The organism is Paralcaligenes ginsengisoli (assembly GCF_054781135.1).
This window is the reverse complement of record NZ_BAAGUZ010000033.1, coordinates 198361-214317: the sequence shown is the minus strand read 5'-3', so window position 1 is coordinate 214317 and position 15957 is coordinate 198361. Positions and strand designations below refer to the sequence as shown.

Annotated in this window: 15 protein-coding genes; 4 read left to right on the top strand and 11 right to left on the bottom strand. The window is 58.9% G+C overall.

Features of this window, described 5'->3' with window-relative positions; all coding sequences use genetic code 11:
- Positions 1 to 165 precede the first annotated feature (165 nt).
- The 3 genes from ACYVIS_RS17250 to ACYVIS_RS17240 all read left to right on the top strand — a co-directional run bounded on the left by ACYVIS_RS17250 (position 166) and on the right by ACYVIS_RS17240 (position 2000).
- A complete protein-coding gene (locus ACYVIS_RS17250; RefSeq protein WP_232743490.1) occupies positions 166 to 390 on the top strand; it encodes an AbrB/MazE/SpoVT family DNA-binding domain-containing protein in 225 nt (74 codons plus the stop codon).
- A 19-nt stretch (positions 391 to 409) separates the two neighbouring features.
- The gene (gene mazF, locus ACYVIS_RS17245; RefSeq protein WP_232743491.1) at positions 410 to 748 is read left to right on the top strand and encodes an endoribonuclease MazF; all 339 of its coding nucleotides are present in this window, start codon (positions 410 to 412) and stop codon (positions 746 to 748) included.
- Positions 749 to 1091: 343 nt separating this feature from the next.
- Positions 1092 to 2000, top strand: a complete 909-nt coding sequence (locus tag ACYVIS_RS17240) for a LysR family transcriptional regulator (protein WP_232743492.1) — start codon at positions 1092 to 1094, stop codon at positions 1998 to 2000.
- 108 nt (positions 2001 to 2108) lie between these two features.
- On the opposite strand, the gene aceA is transcribed toward ACYVIS_RS17240, so the two are convergent.
- On the bottom strand, positions 2109 to 3434 hold the full coding sequence (gene aceA, locus ACYVIS_RS17235) for an isocitrate lyase (protein WP_232743493.1): 1326 nt from the start codon (positions 3432 to 3434) through the stop codon (positions 2109 to 2111).
- A gap of 312 nt (positions 3435 to 3746) precedes the next feature.
- Here aceA and queF point away from each other — a divergent pair, with 312 nt between their 5' ends.
- The gene (queF, locus tag ACYVIS_RS17230) at positions 3747 to 4577 is read left to right on the top strand and encodes an NADPH-dependent 7-cyano-7-deazaguanine reductase QueF (RefSeq protein WP_232743494.1); all 831 of its coding nucleotides are present in this window, start codon (positions 3747 to 3749) and stop codon (positions 4575 to 4577) included.
- A 416-nt stretch (positions 4578 to 4993) separates the two neighbouring features.
- On the opposite strand, the gene ACYVIS_RS17225 is transcribed toward queF, so the two are convergent.
- The 10 genes from ACYVIS_RS17225 to paaE all read right to left on the bottom strand — a co-directional run bounded on the left by ACYVIS_RS17225 (position 4994) and on the right by paaE (position 15955).
- The gene (locus ACYVIS_RS17225; RefSeq protein ID WP_232743495.1) at positions 4994 to 6280 is read right to left on the bottom strand and encodes an MFS transporter; all 1287 of its coding nucleotides are present in this window, start codon (positions 6278 to 6280) and stop codon (positions 4994 to 4996) included.
- A gap of 31 nt (positions 6281 to 6311) precedes the next feature.
- Positions 6312 to 6878: a CDP-diacylglycerol--glycerol-3-phosphate 3-phosphatidyltransferase gene (gene pgsA / locus ACYVIS_RS17220; RefSeq protein ID WP_232743496.1), complete on the bottom strand. Its 567-nt coding sequence runs from the start codon at positions 6876 to 6878 to the stop codon at positions 6312 to 6314.
- Between the two features lie 18 nt (positions 6879 to 6896).
- On the bottom strand, positions 6897 to 8726 hold the full coding sequence (uvrC, locus tag ACYVIS_RS17215; protein ID WP_232744559.1) for an excinuclease ABC subunit UvrC: 1830 nt from the start codon (positions 8724 to 8726) through the stop codon (positions 6897 to 6899).
- Positions 8689 to 9747 (bottom strand): beta-N-acetylhexosaminidase, encoded by a 1059-nt coding sequence (nagZ, locus tag ACYVIS_RS17210; protein WP_232743497.1) that lies wholly within the window; start codon positions 9745 to 9747, stop codon positions 8689 to 8691. The genes uvrC and nagZ overlap by 38 nt, the downstream gene beginning before the upstream one ends.
- Before the next feature lie 43 nt (positions 9748 to 9790).
- Positions 9791 to 10204 (bottom strand): holo-ACP synthase, encoded by a 414-nt coding sequence (acpS, locus tag ACYVIS_RS17205; RefSeq protein WP_232743498.1) that lies wholly within the window; start codon positions 10202 to 10204, stop codon positions 9791 to 9793.
- Positions 10205 to 10415: 211 nt separating this feature from the next.
- Positions 10416 to 11732: a phenylacetate--CoA ligase PaaK gene (gene paaK, locus ACYVIS_RS17200; protein ID WP_460874566.1), complete on the bottom strand. Its 1317-nt coding sequence runs from the start codon at positions 11730 to 11732 to the stop codon at positions 10416 to 10418.
- 94 nt (positions 11733 to 11826) lie between these two features.
- Positions 11827 to 12306 carry a hydroxyphenylacetyl-CoA thioesterase PaaI gene (gene paaI / locus ACYVIS_RS17195; protein ID WP_232743500.1) on the bottom strand — a complete coding sequence of 160 codons (480 nt, stop codon included), beginning with the start codon at positions 12304 to 12306 and terminating at the stop codon, positions 11827 to 11829.
- Positions 12306 to 13094: a 2-(1,2-epoxy-1,2-dihydrophenyl)acetyl-CoA isomerase PaaG gene (gene paaG, locus ACYVIS_RS17190; protein WP_232743501.1), complete on the bottom strand. Its 789-nt coding sequence runs from the start codon at positions 13092 to 13094 to the stop codon at positions 12306 to 12308. The genes paaI and paaG overlap by 1 nt, the downstream gene beginning before the upstream one ends.
- Before the next feature lie 13 nt (positions 13095 to 13107).
- Entirely contained in the window at positions 13108 to 14772 is a 1665-nt protein-coding gene (gene paaN / locus ACYVIS_RS17185) for a phenylacetic acid degradation protein PaaN (protein WP_460874565.1), read from the bottom strand.
- A gap of 100 nt (positions 14773 to 14872) precedes the next feature.
- Positions 14873 to 15955: a 1,2-phenylacetyl-CoA epoxidase subunit PaaE gene (gene paaE / locus ACYVIS_RS17180; protein WP_460874564.1), complete on the bottom strand. Its 1083-nt coding sequence runs from the start codon at positions 15953 to 15955 to the stop codon at positions 14873 to 14875.
- Between the last annotated feature and the right edge of the window lie 2 nt (positions 15956 to 15957).

The following is a 15957-nucleotide window of genomic DNA, read 5'->3' as shown; positions in this document are numbered from 1 at the left end:
CGGCCAGCCAGCCAGTTTTCAAGATACAAACATGCCGCCATGCAGCAATATGACCGCGATCCTTTCACTTTACTCGCTCTGTACCCCAAAGCCTACCCTATTGTTTACACACCGTTTAAACTGTTAAGCTAATAGCACTCTTTTATGGCACCCGGGAGACAAACCATGCGTGGCGTAATTAAAAAATGGGGTAACAGTGCAGCGGTGCGCTTGCCATCGTCGATGATGAAAACACTCAAACTCGACCTGGAAGACGTCATCAATATCAGCGTCGAGCATGGCAATATCGTGATCGAGCCCATACGCACCGAAGAATACGTGCTTAGCCAATTATTGGGCGGAATCAAAGCCAAGAACATACACGCCGAAATCGACTTTGGCGCCGCATAATAATTCGACGAGGCCCACCATGAGCAAACGCTATATCCCCACGGCCGGCGATATTATCTGGCTGCATTTCGATGTGCCCAAAGGCTCAACCGGCCCCGGCTACAAGCCCGCGGTCGTGCTCAGTCCTCTTGCCTACAACAAAAAAACCGGGCTAATGATATGTTGCCCCATTACCCCGACTATCAAGGGCTATCCGTTCGAAGTCCTGATCGACGCCGAACAGCGCATCGCCGCCCTGTCCGATCAAATCAAAAGCCTGGATTGGGCAAGCAGCAAAATCAGCCACCAGGGACGCATCAGCTCATCCGAACTGGCCGAGATCCGCGCAAAGCTGCAAGCACTCATTTTTAAAGGGTAAACAGCAGCCTCGCCGGATTCCCGCGGGCGCCTCCCTCGGTCCTCAATGCTGCAAAGCAACAAACCACCTAATCGTATTGAATTACCGCCTGCTTGATGCCAGGCAGGCGGCGGTCGCGCACGAACGCTTTCCGTGTTTCCGGTCAAATCCTGCAAAGTTTTGCGCAGGTATGCGAAAAGGTAGAGAAAGCCATTACATATTGATACGTTTTTTATAGGCAATTCTGCAACATGTGCGATTCTTCGGAAAAAAGAACTGTAAAGTCGCTCATCTCAACGGAATGCATTGATACATATGGCAATATAATCGAGGCAAATGACCCTTTAAATAAAAGCATCGCCTCATGGATAAATTCAAACAGCTTGAGAGTTTTGTCTCGGTGGCGACTCTGGGGAGCCTGTCGGCCGCAGCACGGGCCGAGGGAATCGCCCCAGCCATGATGGGCCGGCGCATCAACGCACTCGAGGCTCGCCTGGGCCTGAAACTGCTGATACGCTCGACCCGCCATTTATCCCTGACTTCCGAGGGTGCAACCCTCCTCGAAGAAGCACAGCGTATCCTGCGCGATATGAACGATACCGAAGCCCGGATTACCCAGGGGAGCATCAAGCCTTCCGGTCATTTGCGGATCAGTGCGCCTGTGGGTTTCGGGCGGCGCCATATAGGCCCCTTGCTGCCGCTGTTCATCCAGGCCCATCCCGACATCACGATTACACTCGACTTGAGCGACCGGCAGGTAGATCTGATTGAAGAGCGCTACGACTGCGCCATCCGGATTGGCGATGCGCAAGCCCCTCAGGTCGCCGGCGTGCGATTGGCCGATAGCCGCTGCGTCATCGTAGCCGCCCCTTCATACCTGGACGCGCATGGAATCCCCCATAGCCCCGAAGACCTGCTTCGTCACAACTGCTTGTCTTTGGCAACGCAAGGAGATCAGGCCAAGGACTGGCGGCTCAGGCACAAGGGTCAGACAAGAATCATGCAAGTCAAGGGAAACCTGGCTTGCAGCGATGGCTCGGTCCTGCGCAAATGGACTCTCGCGGGATGCGGTCTGGCCTGGAGCGCCCTGTGGGAAGTACGGGAAGACCTGGCCGCAGGCCGCCTGGTAAGCGTTCTCGATGAATACGCCGCCTCTCCCAATGGAATCTACGCCATGCTGCCCGAACGCAAACACCTGCCGGTGCGAGTGCGAGCCTTCGTCGATTTGCTCAAGGCCCATTACTCCAAGGCATCTTATTGGGAAACTCATTGACCCTCGGGCATTAAAGCGCGCATTGCCTGCTTGTCAACATGGATACCGTGCACTGGAAAAACCAAGAGACAAGGGGTGCCCTCGCAGGCACCCCGGTCAAACAAACGCTCAGGCTACTTTCAGGCCGTCAGCGGGCGAGCTTTTGAACTGGGCTTCTTCGGTCGAGCCCGTAAGCGCTGTGGTCGATGACTGGCCGCCTTCAATCGCCTGGGTAACGGCATCGAAGTAACCCGTACCCACTTCGCGCTGATGCTTGACGGCGGTGAAGCCCAAGTCTGCGGCGGCGAACTCCTTCTGCTGCAATTCGACGAAAGCGCTCATCTGACGGCGAGCATACCCGTGCGCCAGCTCGAACATCCCATAGTTCAATGCATGGAAGCCGGCCAAGGTGATGAACTGGAACTTGTAGCCCATCGCGCCCAGTTCGCGCTGGAACTTGGCCACCGTGGCGTCGTCCAGGTTCTTCTTCCAGTTGAACGATGGCGAGCAGTTGTAGGCCAGCATCTTGCCCGGGAACTGGCGATGAATGGCATCGGCGAATTTGCGCGCGTACTCCAGATTCGGAGTTGAAGTTTCACACCACAGCAAATCGGCATACGGTGCATAGGCCAGGCCGCGCGAAATCGCCTGATCGACCCCCGCCTTGGTGCGGAAGAAGCCTTCTACCGTGCGCTCGCCGGTAATAAAAGGACGATCGTTTTCATCCACATCACTGGTGACCAGGTCGGCAGCGTCGGCATCGGTGCGAGCCAGCAGGAGCGTCGGCACATTCAGGACGTCGGCCGCAAGACGGGCCGATACAAGCTTGGCCACCGCTTCGCGGGTAGGCACCAGCACTTTGCCGCCCATGTGGCCGCATTTCTTCACCGAAGCCAGCTGATCTTCGAAATGCACGCCGCTGGCGCCCGCTTCGATCATGGCTTTCATAAGCTCGAACGCATTCAGGACGCCGCCAAAGCCCGCTTCGGCATCGGCCACGATGGGCGCATAGTAGTCCAGGTAAGCGCTATCGCCTGGATTCTTGCCTTCCATCCATTGGATCTGGTCGCAGCGGGTCAGCGCATTATTGATACGGCGCACCACTTGCGGCACCGAGTTGGCGGGATAGAGCGACTGGTCGGGGTACATTTCACCGGCACCGTTGGCATCGCCCGCTACCTGCCAGCCCGACAGGTAAATCGCTTTTAATCCAGCCTTGACTTGCTGCATGGCCTGATTGCCGGTCAGCGCACCCAGCGAATTTACAAACGGTTCGGATTGCAGCAATGACCATAATTTTTCGGATCCACGGCGTGCCAGCGTATGCTCGACCACGACGGAGCCGCGCAAACGTACCACCTCTTCGGCCCCATAGCCGCGCTTGATGCCCTGCCAGCGGGGGTTTTCCGCCCAGTTTTTCTGTAAATTACGGATTTCGTTTTCGCGTGTGCTCATGGTGGCGCTCCTGAAAGTATCAAAAATAAAAGTAAATCAGCAAGAATCCTTAGGAAAAATTCTACGCCTTTGCTGCAGAGCAAATCACACTTATATCTTATATAAGATTAAATATATTAATCTTTAAAATCAATATATTATAAATTTTATTTCACAATATAAAACGATATTTTTCGCTATGAAAACAGAAATGATGCTGCGCAACATTCACGTTTTGCATGGCAAAAAGCAATTCTCATAATATGAAAACAGGATGGCGATGGCAGTACAATGGCTTGAATAGATTCATACTTTTGTATTTTCACTATTTGTATGGCTGACCCTACCCTGACTCATGCTCCCCTGGGCCACGACGTGGCCTACCCGAAAACCTATGACCCGACAGTGCTGTTTCCCATCGCCCGTTCGGGAAATCGTCAAACCCTGTCGCTGCAGCCCGTGCCCGCATGGCAAGGGGCCGACGTCTGGAATGCCTACGAAATATCGTGGCTGAATCTCAAAGGCAAGCCGGTCGTAGCCACCGCATGCTTTGTATTCAGCCAGAACAGCCCCAATATCGTCGAATCCAAATCATTCAAGCTGTACCTCAACTCGTTCAATGAAAGCCGCTTCGATGGCCCGCACGCAGTGCTGCAATGCCTCAGGCAGGACCTGAGTCGCGCCTCGGGCGCAGCCGTCCATGTGGATGTGGATATCGTGGCAGCGGACGTCGACACGGCGTATCGGGCACTTGAAGGAATCAACATCGATGACGCCGACGTCAGCATCGAACGCTATCAACCCGCCCCCGAATTGCTGCGCTGCGTACCCGATGCGCCGCTTGTAAGCGAAACCCTGATGTCGGACCTGCTTAAAACGAACTGCCCGGTCACAGGCCAACCCGACTGGGGCAGCGTGCAAATCCGCTACAGCGGCCCGCAAATAGACCGGGCAGCCTTGCTCAAATATATTATTTCCCTGCGCCAGCACAACGAATTCCACGAACATTGCGTCGAACGGATGTATTGCGATATCTGGCAAGCCTGCCGCCCCGAAGCGCTGTTTGTCTATGCGCGCTATACCCGACGCGGCGGCCTCGACATCAACCCCTGGCGCAGCAGCCACCCGACCAATGTGGTCAACCAGCGAACCATCCGGCAGTAAGGGCAACCCCGAACCCATGACCGGCGACGAGCCCCACCATTACAAATCCACTAACAACCGCACGAACTGTTCGCACAATCCTCGCGTAGTCACGCCGGCCATCAGCATGCAAGTTGCCTGCGATTGTCCAAAAAACGTCAACGCGAGCGGGGGTGGCGGCCCAGGCAGGGTGAGCGAGCTTGAGTCCGCCGCGGCCGCAGCCTGGATCGGGAGGCAAGGGAGCGGTTGTCTGAGCGTCACGGGTGTCCACAGCCCGGGGGGCTGTGGACGACGCGAGTTCCGTGACCGCCCGATCCAGGCTGCGGCCGCGGGCAGTCCTGGCAAAGCCAGGACCGGACGATGCGAGCTCCACCCTGCCTGGGCCGCCACCCCCGCGTCTTAAGAACCCGGAAAGCCGTTAAACCACCACTTACCACCTACGCCACCGCAGGCACAGCCGCGCGAGCCGCCGAGCGAGCCACCCACATGGCCAGGAATGCCGCCACCACAAAGCCAACGGCGGCACCGAACCAGGGACCCTGGTTATAGCCTGCATCGAGCAGCACGCCAAACCCGACCGGAGCCAGCGAGGAACCGACATCCATACCCGAATAAACCAGACCATACACCGTGCCCGTAGCCCCTTTGGGTGTGACACGGCGTATCAGCATATCGCGTGAAGGCGACGCAACCCCCGAGCAAAAACCCGCCAAGGCCACCAGCGCAATGGCAAACGATGGCGCTACCGACCCGGAGGCCAGCACGACCAGCAAAACGCCCGCCAGGACCAGCGACACCGCCACAGTACGCTCGGTATTCGGCGTAGCACCGACTAGAAACCCACCTGCCAGCATGCCGGCCGCGGCCGCCACCATGTATGCCGACAAGGCGGTGCCCGCCAACACCTTGTCGATGCCGTAGACACCGCTCAACATTGGGATGGTGTAGTTTTGCACCGCCGACAAAGCCATGGATGTAAAGGCAAAAAAGAGGAATGCGCCCCACAACGCCGGCTGCACCAGCAAGGTAGCCAAGGTTTGACGCACCGATTGTCTGGCCAGGCCGGGCGATGCGGCCGGCTCGCCAGCCGAGCCCGAGTCGGCGACAAGCTCTTCATTTTTACCCGCCAGCAGATCGCGCCCCAGCCAAGTCAGAGCCAGCACGACTGCCACCAAGCCAGCCGCGGCGAACACCGCCACACGCCAATTGGCGATATGGATGATCGCCGCCATGAACACCGGAGTCAGCGCCCAACCCAGATTGCCTGTAAGGCCATGTGTGCTGAACGCATGACCCAGCCGCCGCGAACTGACACGATGGTTGATGATAGAGTAATCGACAGGGTGAAAAACCGAATTGCCCACCCCCCCTATCAGGGCGGCCAGCACAAGCATGGCATACCCGTTGGACAGGCCGATCAGAACACCCGATACCACAAAGCAGGACAAGCCGAAACGCAGTACCGGAGCGGGCCCGATCCGATCGACGATGAATCCGGACGAAGCCTGTCCTATGCATGACATCAGGAAAAACGCCGAAGCCAGGAAACCCAGCTTGACAAAGTCGTAGCCATATTCAGCTCCCAAAGACAAATATAGCGTCGGAAGCACCAGCTGAAAAAAATGCGAGCACGAGTGCGCGGCGCCGATCAGGCTGATGATGGCCCAGTCCTTGCGCTTCAAAGACCGGCTGTCGGCAGGCAGATTGAGGGTTGCAGTTGTCATGTTCGAGAGCTGGATGAATACCGGGCCGGCGTTACGCAGCCCGATCGCGGATCTCGGGCCAGGCCCGCCGCAGGTAATAGCACATGGACCAGACCGTCAGGATGGCGGCAATGATAATCAGCACGTTGCCCACGCTATGCAGGGAAACCCCGTAAATCGGCTGCCAGTACAGCAGGCACGGGATGGCAATCATTTGCGCCGCCGTTTTGAATTTGCCCAGCCAGTGCACGGCCACGCTGCCGCTGGCACCGATCTTTGCCATCCATTCGCGCAGGGCCGATATGGTGATTTCACGCCCGATGATTACCAATGCAATGAACGAATCGACACGGTTCAAATCAAGCAGGACCAGCAGTGCCGCACACACCATGAGCTTGTCGGCCACAGGGTCCAGGAAAGCACCGAACGACGAGGTTTGATTCCAGCGCCGGGCCAGCCAGCCGTCGAACCAGTCGGTCAGGGCGGCCACGATGAAGGCCCAGGCGGCAATGGCATCGCGCGCCGGCACCCAGCTGCCAGGAAGGTAAAACAACCCCACCACCAGCGGAATCATGGCTATGCGCAGCCATGTCAGAAAAATCGGAAAATTGATCGGCATAATGAGCACAATACTACATCATCGCAGTGCCTGATAGATACGCTCGGCCAACTCGGCGGAGATTCCGTCAACGGACTGCAAGTCGTCGATGCTGGCGTCAACCACTCCCGAAAAGCCGCCGAAACGCGCCAGCAGCTTTTGGCGCCGCCGCGCGCCCACCCCTTCGATTTCTTCAAGACGGGATACATTGCGCGTTTTGGCACGCTGCGCCCGCATGCCCGTAATGGCAAAGCGATGGGCCTCATCCCTGATCTGGGCCACCAGCATCAGGGCGGCAGATTCGACCCCCAGGGCAACCGCGGCCCGCCCATCCACAAATACCAGGGTTTCAAGCCCCACCTTGCGCCCCTCACCCTTGGCCACGCCCACAATGGTATGTGTATCGAGGCCCAGTTCGACAAACACCTGACGGGCCACCTCGACCTGTCCCTTGCCGCCATCGATGAGCACAATATTGGGCATGGCCGCAAACCCGTCTGCCACCCGCGTAAACCGGCGCGTCAGCACCTGGCGCATTGCCGCGTAATCGTCGCCCGGCGTAATTCCGGCAATGTTGTAGCGTCTGTACAAGGAAGGCTGCATGGCGTGATGCATGTAAACGACGCAGGAGGCTTGTGTGGCTTCTCCCGCCGTATGGCTGATGTCGAAACATTCAATATGCATCGCATCCAGCGCCGCTTCATCCGTATCCATATCCAGAGCCGTGGCCAGCGCCAGCGAGCGGGCCGCCCGCGCGCTGGATTCCGACAACAGGCGGGCGAGGGCCAGCTCGGCATTTTTTTGCGCTTGCTCCAGCCATGTCTTGCGCACCCCCTGAGGCTTGACCAGCACCCTGGCCTTGACGCCGTTCTGCTCGGCCAGCAACCCTATCAGCGCCGGATCGGACAGGGCATGCGAACAGACAAGCACCGCCGGCATGCCGCCGTCGAGATAGTGCTGTTCGACAAATGCCGTCAGCACATCACCGATGCCGTCTTCGCCTTCATGCACATGCGTCGGAAAAAAAGGCTTGTCTCCCAGATGCCGGCCGCCGCGCACCATGGCCAGATTGACACAGACCCGCCCCCCCGCCGAAGCGACGGCAATGATATCGACGTCGTCGTTGCCGATTTTCTCCATGGTCTGCTGTTGCAGCACGAGCGCCAGGGCCCCCATCTGATCGCGCAATACCGCCGCCTGCTCGAAATGCAGGGCCTGGGAGGCTTGTTGCATGCGCGACCCGATATCATGCATGACTTCTTTGGCCCGGCCGTCGAGGAAACGCACGGCGCGCTCGACATCGGCCCGATATTCTTCAGGAGCGATCAGCTGTACGCACGGAGCGGAGCAGCGACCGATCTGATGCAGCAGGCAAGGCCGTGAACGATTGGCGAAAACGCTGTCCTCGCAGGTCCGCAAACGGAATACCCGCTGCAGGATTTGTATGGTTTCACGCACCGCCCAAGAATTCGGATAGGGCCCGAAATACCGCCCTTTGCCGCTCGTGCTGCCCCGATAATAGGCAATGCGCGGCGCCGCATGATCGGTCAGCGCCAGGTAGGGGTACGATTTATCGTCGCGAAACAGGATGTTGTAGCGCGGCTTCAGGCTTTTGATGAGGTTGTTTTCCAGCAGCAGCGCCTCGGCCTCGGACCGGGTCACGGTGACTTCCAGGCGAACGACCCTGGCCACCATTTGCGCAATGCGCGGACTGCTCTGCGTTTTCCGGAAATACGAGGAAACGCGCTTTTTCAGGTCTCTGGCCTTGCCTACGTACAGCACCTCGCCGGCCGCATCGATGTGCCGGTATACACCCGGAAGATGCGGTAAATCAGCCAGAAATAATTTGAGATTGAAGTCGTCTGGCATATTGATATCGTTCATTGGCCTGCAAGGCATCCCAGTCCAGCGCCGGCCGCTTTGGCATCAGGCGGCGTATCCGCTGGATCGATTCGGCCGGATGGTCAATCACCAGGCGCGCCAGCAGATCGTCGGCAAGATCCGGGCGATTGCAAACCAGCACCATGTCGCAGCCCGCGCCCAGCGCGGCCTGGGCACGGGCCAGGATATCGCCCGCCACGGTCGCCCCTTGCATCGTGAGGTCGTCGGAAAACACCACCCCGTCGTAGGCCAGTTCATGCCGCAGAATGGATTGGATCCAATGCCGGGAAAACCCGGCCGGATGAGGGTCAACGCTCGAGTAGATGACATGCGCGGGCATCACCGACGGCAGCACCATATCGCCCAGCCAGCCATACGGAGCGGCATCTTCCTGCATAATTTCGTCAAAGCTGCGGGCATCGACCGGAATTTCGTGGTGCGAATCGGCCTCGACGCTGCCATGTCCCGGGAAATGCTTGCCGCAAGCGGCCATATCGGCCAGCATCAAGCCCTGGATCAGTGAACGGGCGAGCAAGGTCACCACCCGGGGATCGCGGTGAAACGACCGGTTGCCAATGACCTTGCTGACGCCATAATCCAGATCCAGCACCGGGGTGAAGCTGAGATCCACACCGCAGGCGCGCAGTTCAGCACCCAGCACATAGCCGGTCTCGGTAGCCAGGCGCATCGCCCCCAGCGAATCCTGCATCCAGATTTCGCCAAACAGGCTCATGGCCGGAATAGGCGTAAAACCGTCCGTGCGAAACCGCTGCACGCGCCCTCCTTCGTGATCGACGGCAATCAGCAAGGGCTCGGCGCGCTCCGCATGAATAGCCTGGCACAGGGCCGACAACTGTTCGCGGTTCTCGAAATTACGGGCAAACAGAATCACACCGCCCACCAGCGGATGATGCAGGCGCTGCTTTTCCTGCGAGGTCAGGCGGATGCCCGCCACATCGACCATGACAGGGCCGGGGGCCAGAGCTGCAGAGTTTTTTTCTGTACGCATTGCGCTGGTTCATTCCTACATTAAAAGGTTTCGATCAACTGGATCATGGCCTCGATTCAACAACGACAAAGGCCGCCACTGTATCGCTTTCGTCGGTCAGGGAAACATGGGCCGCGCCAAATCGCTGCGCATACCAACTGGCGAGAGGCTCGCTCAAGCTGACCCGCGGCTTGCCGCCGGGTTCATTGAGCGTTTGCATCCGGGACCAGGACATGGGATCGTGCATGCCCAGGCCTATGGCCTTTGAAAACGCTTCTTTGGCGGCAAAACGGGTCGCCAGAAACCGGATGCCCCGATCAGGGTCGCGCTCGTAGCGGTGCTGAAATTTTTCCAACTCCTGCATACCCAGGATACGCTGCGCGAAGCGCTGCCCATGACGCGCATAGGCGCGCGCAACGCGTTCAACACGCAGCAAATCAACGCCAATACCCGCCACCTTTCCCGCTTCTGCCCGCATTCACAACCCAGCCTGAAAATTCGATCCGACCAGCACCCGATACCTGTATCCGCATCGGAGCCAAATTCGCATCATACCTTGACGTCAAACATAAAAAAAATGGCGCCCCGATATGCGTGGACGCCATGACAGCCCTGCCTCTCGCACCGCGGCAGCGAACAAAGGCAAGCGACGCGGGTTCGAAGAGCAATGCAGGCCCTTGGAGCAGGCCCTATTTTGGACGTTTGTCGATCACTCTGCGTGCCTTGCCTGTCACAGTGCGCTCGACCTGGCCCGCGGCTTGCACCGTGACGCGGGCGCTGACGCCAACATAGGTTTTGACGGCATGCTTGAGTTTGGCGGCCAGCCCTTCGCGCTCGGCCTCGCCCAGATGGTTATGCTCGGGCCGAACCTCGGTCAGGATTTCGAGCTCATCGAGATTGCCGCTGCGTGTCAGCACCAGTTGGTATTGCGCGGCAAGCTCCGGTATTTTCAACACGATTTCCTCGACCTGAGTCGGGAACAGATTGACTCCGCGCACTATCAGCATATCGTCGCTGCGGCCGGTAATCTTGTCGATACGGCGCATGCTGCGCGAGGTGGGAGGCAGCAAACGCGTGAGATCGCGGGTGCGGTAGCGTATGACGGGCATGGCCTCTTTGGTCAGCGATGTGAATACCAGCTCGCCCGCTTCGCCATCGGCCACTGGTTCGCCTGTGGCGGGATTGATGATCTCGGGAAAGAAATGATCCTCCCACACAACCGGGCCGTCTTTGGATTCGACACACTCCATGGCCACGCCGGGCCCCATCACCTCGGACAGGCCATAGATATCCACGGCATCGATGCCGCAACGCGCTTCGATATCGGCGCGCATCTGCCCGGTCCAGGGCTCGGCGCCGAAGATGCCGATACGCAGCGAACTTTTATGCGGATCGTGCCCCTGGCGCTCCATCTCCTCGATGATGTTGCAAAAATACGAAGGAGTAACCATGATGACCTTGGGTTCAAAGTCATGGATCAGTTGCACCTGTTTTTCGGTCTGCCCGCCCGACATGGGGATCACCGAGCAGCCCAGGCGTTCGGCGCCATAATGCGCACCCAGGCCGCCCGTGAACAGGCCATAGCCATAAGCCACATGCACAATGTCGCCCGGACGCCCTCCGGCGGCCCAGATGGAGCGTGCCACCAGGTCGGACCAGATGTCGATATCGCGGGCCGTATAGCCAACAACGGTCGGCTTGCCGGTCGTACCGCTGGAGGCATGAATGCGCGTAACCTGCTCACGCGGCACGGCAAACATTTTGAACGGATAGTTGTCGCGCAGGTCCTGCTTGGTCGTAAAGGGGAAGCGGGACAAATCGGATAGCTGTTTCAAATCGCCCGGATGCACACCGGCCGCATCAAAAGATTTTTTATAGTGCAGCACATTGTCATACGCATGCTTCAAGGACCACTGCAAGCGTTCGAGCTGCAGGCTGCGCAGCTCATCCTGACTGGCGTGCTCAATGGCATCGCGGCCCCGTTTGGGCGATTTTGACTCGGACATTTCCGGCTCCTGCCTTTGGTTCAATATTTGCAATACGCCCGGGCGCCCCGATAGCGGGTTCCGGGTTTGGATAAACAGCTGGCGGCATTCGGCATTATCCGGCCTCGCCAACCACCTGGCCCTTGATACGATAAGAACGGCCGCGAAACAAAGCGATGCGCTTGCCTTCCTGATTGCTGACAAGTATGTCGTAAACCCCGGTGCGGCCCGCCAATGAAGCCTCCGAGGCCTCGGCAGTCAGAATATCACCCGCAAAACCCGGCGCAAGGTAATCGATGGTGCAGCCCGATGCTACGGTAGCCAGATTGCGGGAATTGCAGGCAAATGCAAATGTGCTGTCGGCCAGCGCAAAAATAAACCCGCCATGACAGGTTTGATGGCCGTTGAGCATGTCGGGCCGAACCGTCATTTGCATTCGCGCCCGGCCAGGCGCGACCTCGATCAAACGAATACCCAGGGCCTGCGTTGCGGGATCTTTTTCGTACATGGCCTTGGCCGCCACCTCCGCCAGAGCCTGCGGATCGGAGGGAAGCTCGACAGGGTCGAGGGCCAGGCCGGACTGCGCTGCGCTCATTATTTCCCCTTGAACAGCGGATTGCGTTTCGCCAGAAAGGCCGACACGCCTTCGGCATAGTCTTCAGTGGCGCCCAATTCACGCATCAGGTCGCGCTCCAGGTTGAGCTGTTCGTCCAGGGTATGGTTCAAGCTCTGGTTCAAGGCACGCTTGGTATAGGCCAGCCCCTTGGTGGGCGCCGCTGCAAAGTGCTCCGCCAATTCGGTCAGGCGGGCATCGAAAGCCTCGTCGGGCACGCATTGCCAGATCAGCCCCCACTGGGCGGCTTGTTCTGCGCTAAGCCTGTCGCCCAGCATGGCCAGCCCCATGGCGCGCGCCTGGCCAACCAGGCGAGGCAGCACGTAGGTGCCGCCGGTATCCGGTATCAGCCCAAGCCGCGCAAACGATTGAATGAAGCTGGCCGACTGCTTGGCAATAACGATATCTCCGGCCAGGGCCAGATTGGCGCCCGCGCCTGCCGCCACGCCATTGACGCCGACCACCACCGGCGCCGGCAATGCGCGCAGCCGCCGCACCAGGGGAATATAGAATTTGCCTACGGTTTGGCCAAGATCGAGGGGGGCGGCTCCAGCGCTCATCTGGCGCTCGGATAAATCCTGGCCGGCACAGAATCCACGGCCGCTGCCCGTAAGCACCAATACGCGAGCGCCCTTGGCCTCGACCTGCCCAAGCGCCTCGGCAAGTTCGCCATGCATGGCCTCGGTAAAGCTGTTGAGCTTATCGGGCCGATTGAGCGTAATTTTCGCGATGCCGCGCTCGAATTCGAATTGAATACTGTCATAGCTCATGTGTAATCCCTTATCAGGCGTGCCAGCGCGTTTGCACGACACGAAAACGGTTGGCGACATAGGCGGAATCGGATAGCGCCGCGTTAGCCGACGGGTTGGCGCCAGTACCATGAAAATCGCTGAATGCCGCCGTCTGGTTCACAAAAACCCCGCCAGTCAGATTCAGCGACAGAGACACACCGGCCCGCTCCGCGGCCTTTTGCACCTGCCCGGCAATCGCTTTATCGGTCGTGTAGGCCGACAGCGACAGCGCGCCATGCAGGGCAACCGAGCGCTGCATCAAGCCGATGCTGTCGGCGGTGGAATCGGTAGCCACCACAAAAACAATGGGCCCGAACCATTCGCGGGCGATCTGCGGATCGCCCGCTTCGGCTTTCAACAACAGAGGCGTTTGAACACGGGCCTGTTCAAACTGCGGATGCGGCAGGCTGCGGCTCTCGCACAATACCGGCAGGCCCAGCGCGCGAGCGTCTTGTATGCGCTGCAGCGTCGCCGAGTTTTGCACGGCTCCGGTAACTTCGACGGCCTTGGCGGGATCGGCCGTAAGCTTTTCGACCGCGGCGGCCAGGCCTTGGGCGACCTCGTCGAAACTCAAATGGCCGTCGGCTGTTTCAATGCCGCCGCGCGGCACATAAATGTTTTGCGGCGCGGTGCACATCTGCCCCGAATACAAGGCAAACGAAAAAGCCAGATTGCGTGCCACGCTTTTGAAGTCGTCGGCCGAATCGATAATCACCGCGTTCACGCCGGCCTTTTCGGTATACACCTGCGCCTGGCGGGCATTGGACTCCAGCCAGTTGCCATTGGCGCTGCTGCCGGTGAAATCAATCAGCTTGACCGCTGGATCGAGCGCGAGCGCCTGCGCCGTATCGTCCTGGGCGCCATGAGCCGCCAGCAGCAGCACATTGGGATCGAAGCCCGCTTCAGCCAGGACCTCGCGGCCAATCTTGACCGTAATGGCCAAGGGAAGAATCGCCGCGGGATGCGGCTTGACAATGACCGTATTGCCCGTAGCCAGGCTGGCGAACAGGCCTGGATAGCCGTTCCAGGTGGGAAAGGTGGAACAGCCTATGACCAGGCCTACGCCGCGCGGCACGACCGTAAACTGCTTCTGCATGCGGATCGGATCGTGCTTGCCCTGCGGCTTTTCCCAGGAAACCAGGCCGGGAATGCGCGCCATTTCCTGCCAGGCGTACGCAACCGCCTCGAGGCCGCGATCCTGCGCATGCGGGCCGCCGGCCTGGAACGCCATCATGAATCCTTGCCCTGTGGTGTGCTGAACCGCATAGGCAATTTCAAAACTGCGCTGATTCAGGCGTTTGAGGATTTCAAGCGCCACGCCAACCCAGGCGCGGGGGCCGGCTTCGCGCCAGGATTCAAGAGCCTGTTGCGATTGGGCTGTCAGGGCCCGGGCCGGAACCTGCGGATAAGAAATATTCAGGTCGAAGCCAAAAGGCGAGACCTCGGCACCGGTCTTGCCGCTGGCGCCGTCAAGATCAAGCGGGAAATCGTGCCCCCGATAGGCTTCGAAGGCGGCACGCCCATCGTCGTTGGCCGTTTCGCCATATACACGCGGACTGGGTGACTCGGAAAATGGGCTCCAGTAGCCGCGAGCGGCCGCCGCCGCAACGGCCTGCTCCAGAACCGCCTGATGGGAGCTGAAAAAATCGGTAGACACTGTGCTCACTCCTGTAAGTTAAAGGTTTGCCCGCCAGGCGGGCAAACATAATGTCTGGTGGTGCATGCGCGCAGCTGCGCCTGCACCCATCCATGATATTTCAAGTTTCCTGGTCGAAATCGATGACCAGGCGATCCGTAACGGGAAAGCTCTGACAACTCAGCACGAAGCCGCGCGCCACCTCATAGTCTTCAAGCGCAAAATTGGCATCCATGTCGACCTCGCCTTCGATAACTTTACATCGGCAGGTGGAGCAGACCCCGCCTTTACAGGAATACGGCAATTCGACTCCCTGAGCCAGGGCCGAATCCAGTACGCTGTCCTTGTTTTTTTCTATGGTCAGTGTCCGTGTGACGCCATCCTGTATGACCGTCACTTCACACTGCTCCCTGCCCGGAGCGTGCCGCGCCTCTTGCCCAGTGCGCAGGGCGCGCGGCCCTTTGGGCGAACCGAACAGCTCGAATTTGATCCGCGATTTGTCCAGCCCCTTGTCCTGCAGGGCCTGCGTCACCGATTCAATCATGTCTTGCGGGCCGCAGACAAACGCCACATCGATCTGGCCGGGATCCAGCCACAAGGAAAGCAACTGCCCGGCCTTGGCGCCATCGAGGCGTCCGTTGAAAAGGTCCACATCCTGGATTTCGCGGCTCATGATGTATACCAGCGAAAACCGCTCCATATACAGATTCTTCAGGTCTTCGATCTCTTCGCGGAACAAGACCGCCGACGAGGAGCGATTGCCGTAAAACAGCGTAAAACGGCTACCAGGCTCGGTACCCAGGGCGGTCTTGATCAGGGACAGGATGGGGGTAATGCCGCTGCCCACCGCAAAAGCCACATAGCCGCGGCTGTGCTCGGAAGAAAAATCAACAGTGAAGTGCCCATCGGGCGGCATGACATCGAGCATCTCTCCAGGAACCAGGTGCTCATTGGCCCACGATGAGAAAGCACCATCGTTCAGGCGCTTGATGGCCACACGCAGCAGCTTGTCCCGAGGCGCCGCGCAGATCGAATACGAGCGCCGCAGTTCTTCGCCGTCGACCTGTGTGCGCAGGGTCAGATATTGCCCGGGACGAAATGCGAATTTTTCCCGTATCTCGCCGGGGACTTCAAAAGTCACCACCACGGCATCCCGTGTGTTTTTGGCGACCGAAGCGACTTTCAATGGATAAAACTGAACCATAA

Excerpts from the sequence above, each read along its gene's own strand:
- ACYVIS_RS17250 (WP_232743490.1), top strand. The coding sequence starts at position 166 with ATGCGTGGCGTAATTAAAAAATGGGGTAACAGTGCAGCGGTGCGCTTG.
- mazF (WP_232743491.1), top strand. The coding sequence starts at position 410 with ATGAGCAAACGCTATATCCCCACGGCCGGCGATATTATCTGGCTGCAT.
- ACYVIS_RS17240 (WP_232743492.1), top strand. The coding sequence starts at position 1,092 with ATGGATAAATTCAAACAGCTTGAGAGTTTTGTCTCGGTGGCGACTCTG.
- aceA (WP_232743493.1), bottom strand. The coding sequence starts at position 3,434 with ATGAGCACACGCGAAAACGAAATCCGTAATTTACAGAAAAACTGGGCG.
- queF (WP_232743494.1), top strand. The coding sequence starts at position 3,747 with ATGGCTGACCCTACCCTGACTCATGCTCCCCTGGGCCACGACGTGGCC.
- ACYVIS_RS17225 (WP_232743495.1), bottom strand. The coding sequence starts at position 6,280 with ATGACAACTGCAACCCTCAATCTGCCTGCCGACAGCCGGTCTTTGAAG.
- pgsA (WP_232743496.1), bottom strand. The coding sequence starts at position 6,878 with ATGCCGATCAATTTTCCGATTTTTCTGACATGGCTGCGCATAGCCATG.
- uvrC (WP_232744559.1), bottom strand. The coding sequence starts at position 8,726 with ATGCCAGACGACTTCAATCTCAAATTATTTCTGGCTGATTTACCGCAT.
- nagZ (WP_232743497.1), bottom strand. The coding sequence starts at position 9,747 with ATGCGTACAGAAAAAAACTCTGCAGCTCTGGCCCCCGGCCCTGTCATG.
- acpS (WP_232743498.1), bottom strand. The coding sequence starts at position 10,204 with ATGCGGGCAGAAGCGGGAAAGGTGGCGGGTATTGGCGTTGATTTGCTG.
- paaK (WP_460874566.1), bottom strand. The coding sequence starts at position 11,732 with ATGTCCGAGTCAAAATCGCCCAAACGGGGCCGCGATGCCATTGAGCAC.
- paaI (WP_232743500.1), bottom strand. The coding sequence starts at position 12,306 with ATGAGCGCAGCGCAGTCCGGCCTGGCCCTCGACCCTGTCGAGCTTCCC.
- paaG (WP_232743501.1), bottom strand. The coding sequence starts at position 13,094 with ATGAGCTATGACAGTATTCAATTCGAATTCGAGCGCGGCATCGCGAAA.
- paaE (WP_460874564.1), bottom strand. The coding sequence starts at position 15,955 with ATGGTTCAGTTTTATCCATTGAAAGTCGCTTCGGTCGCCAAAAACACA.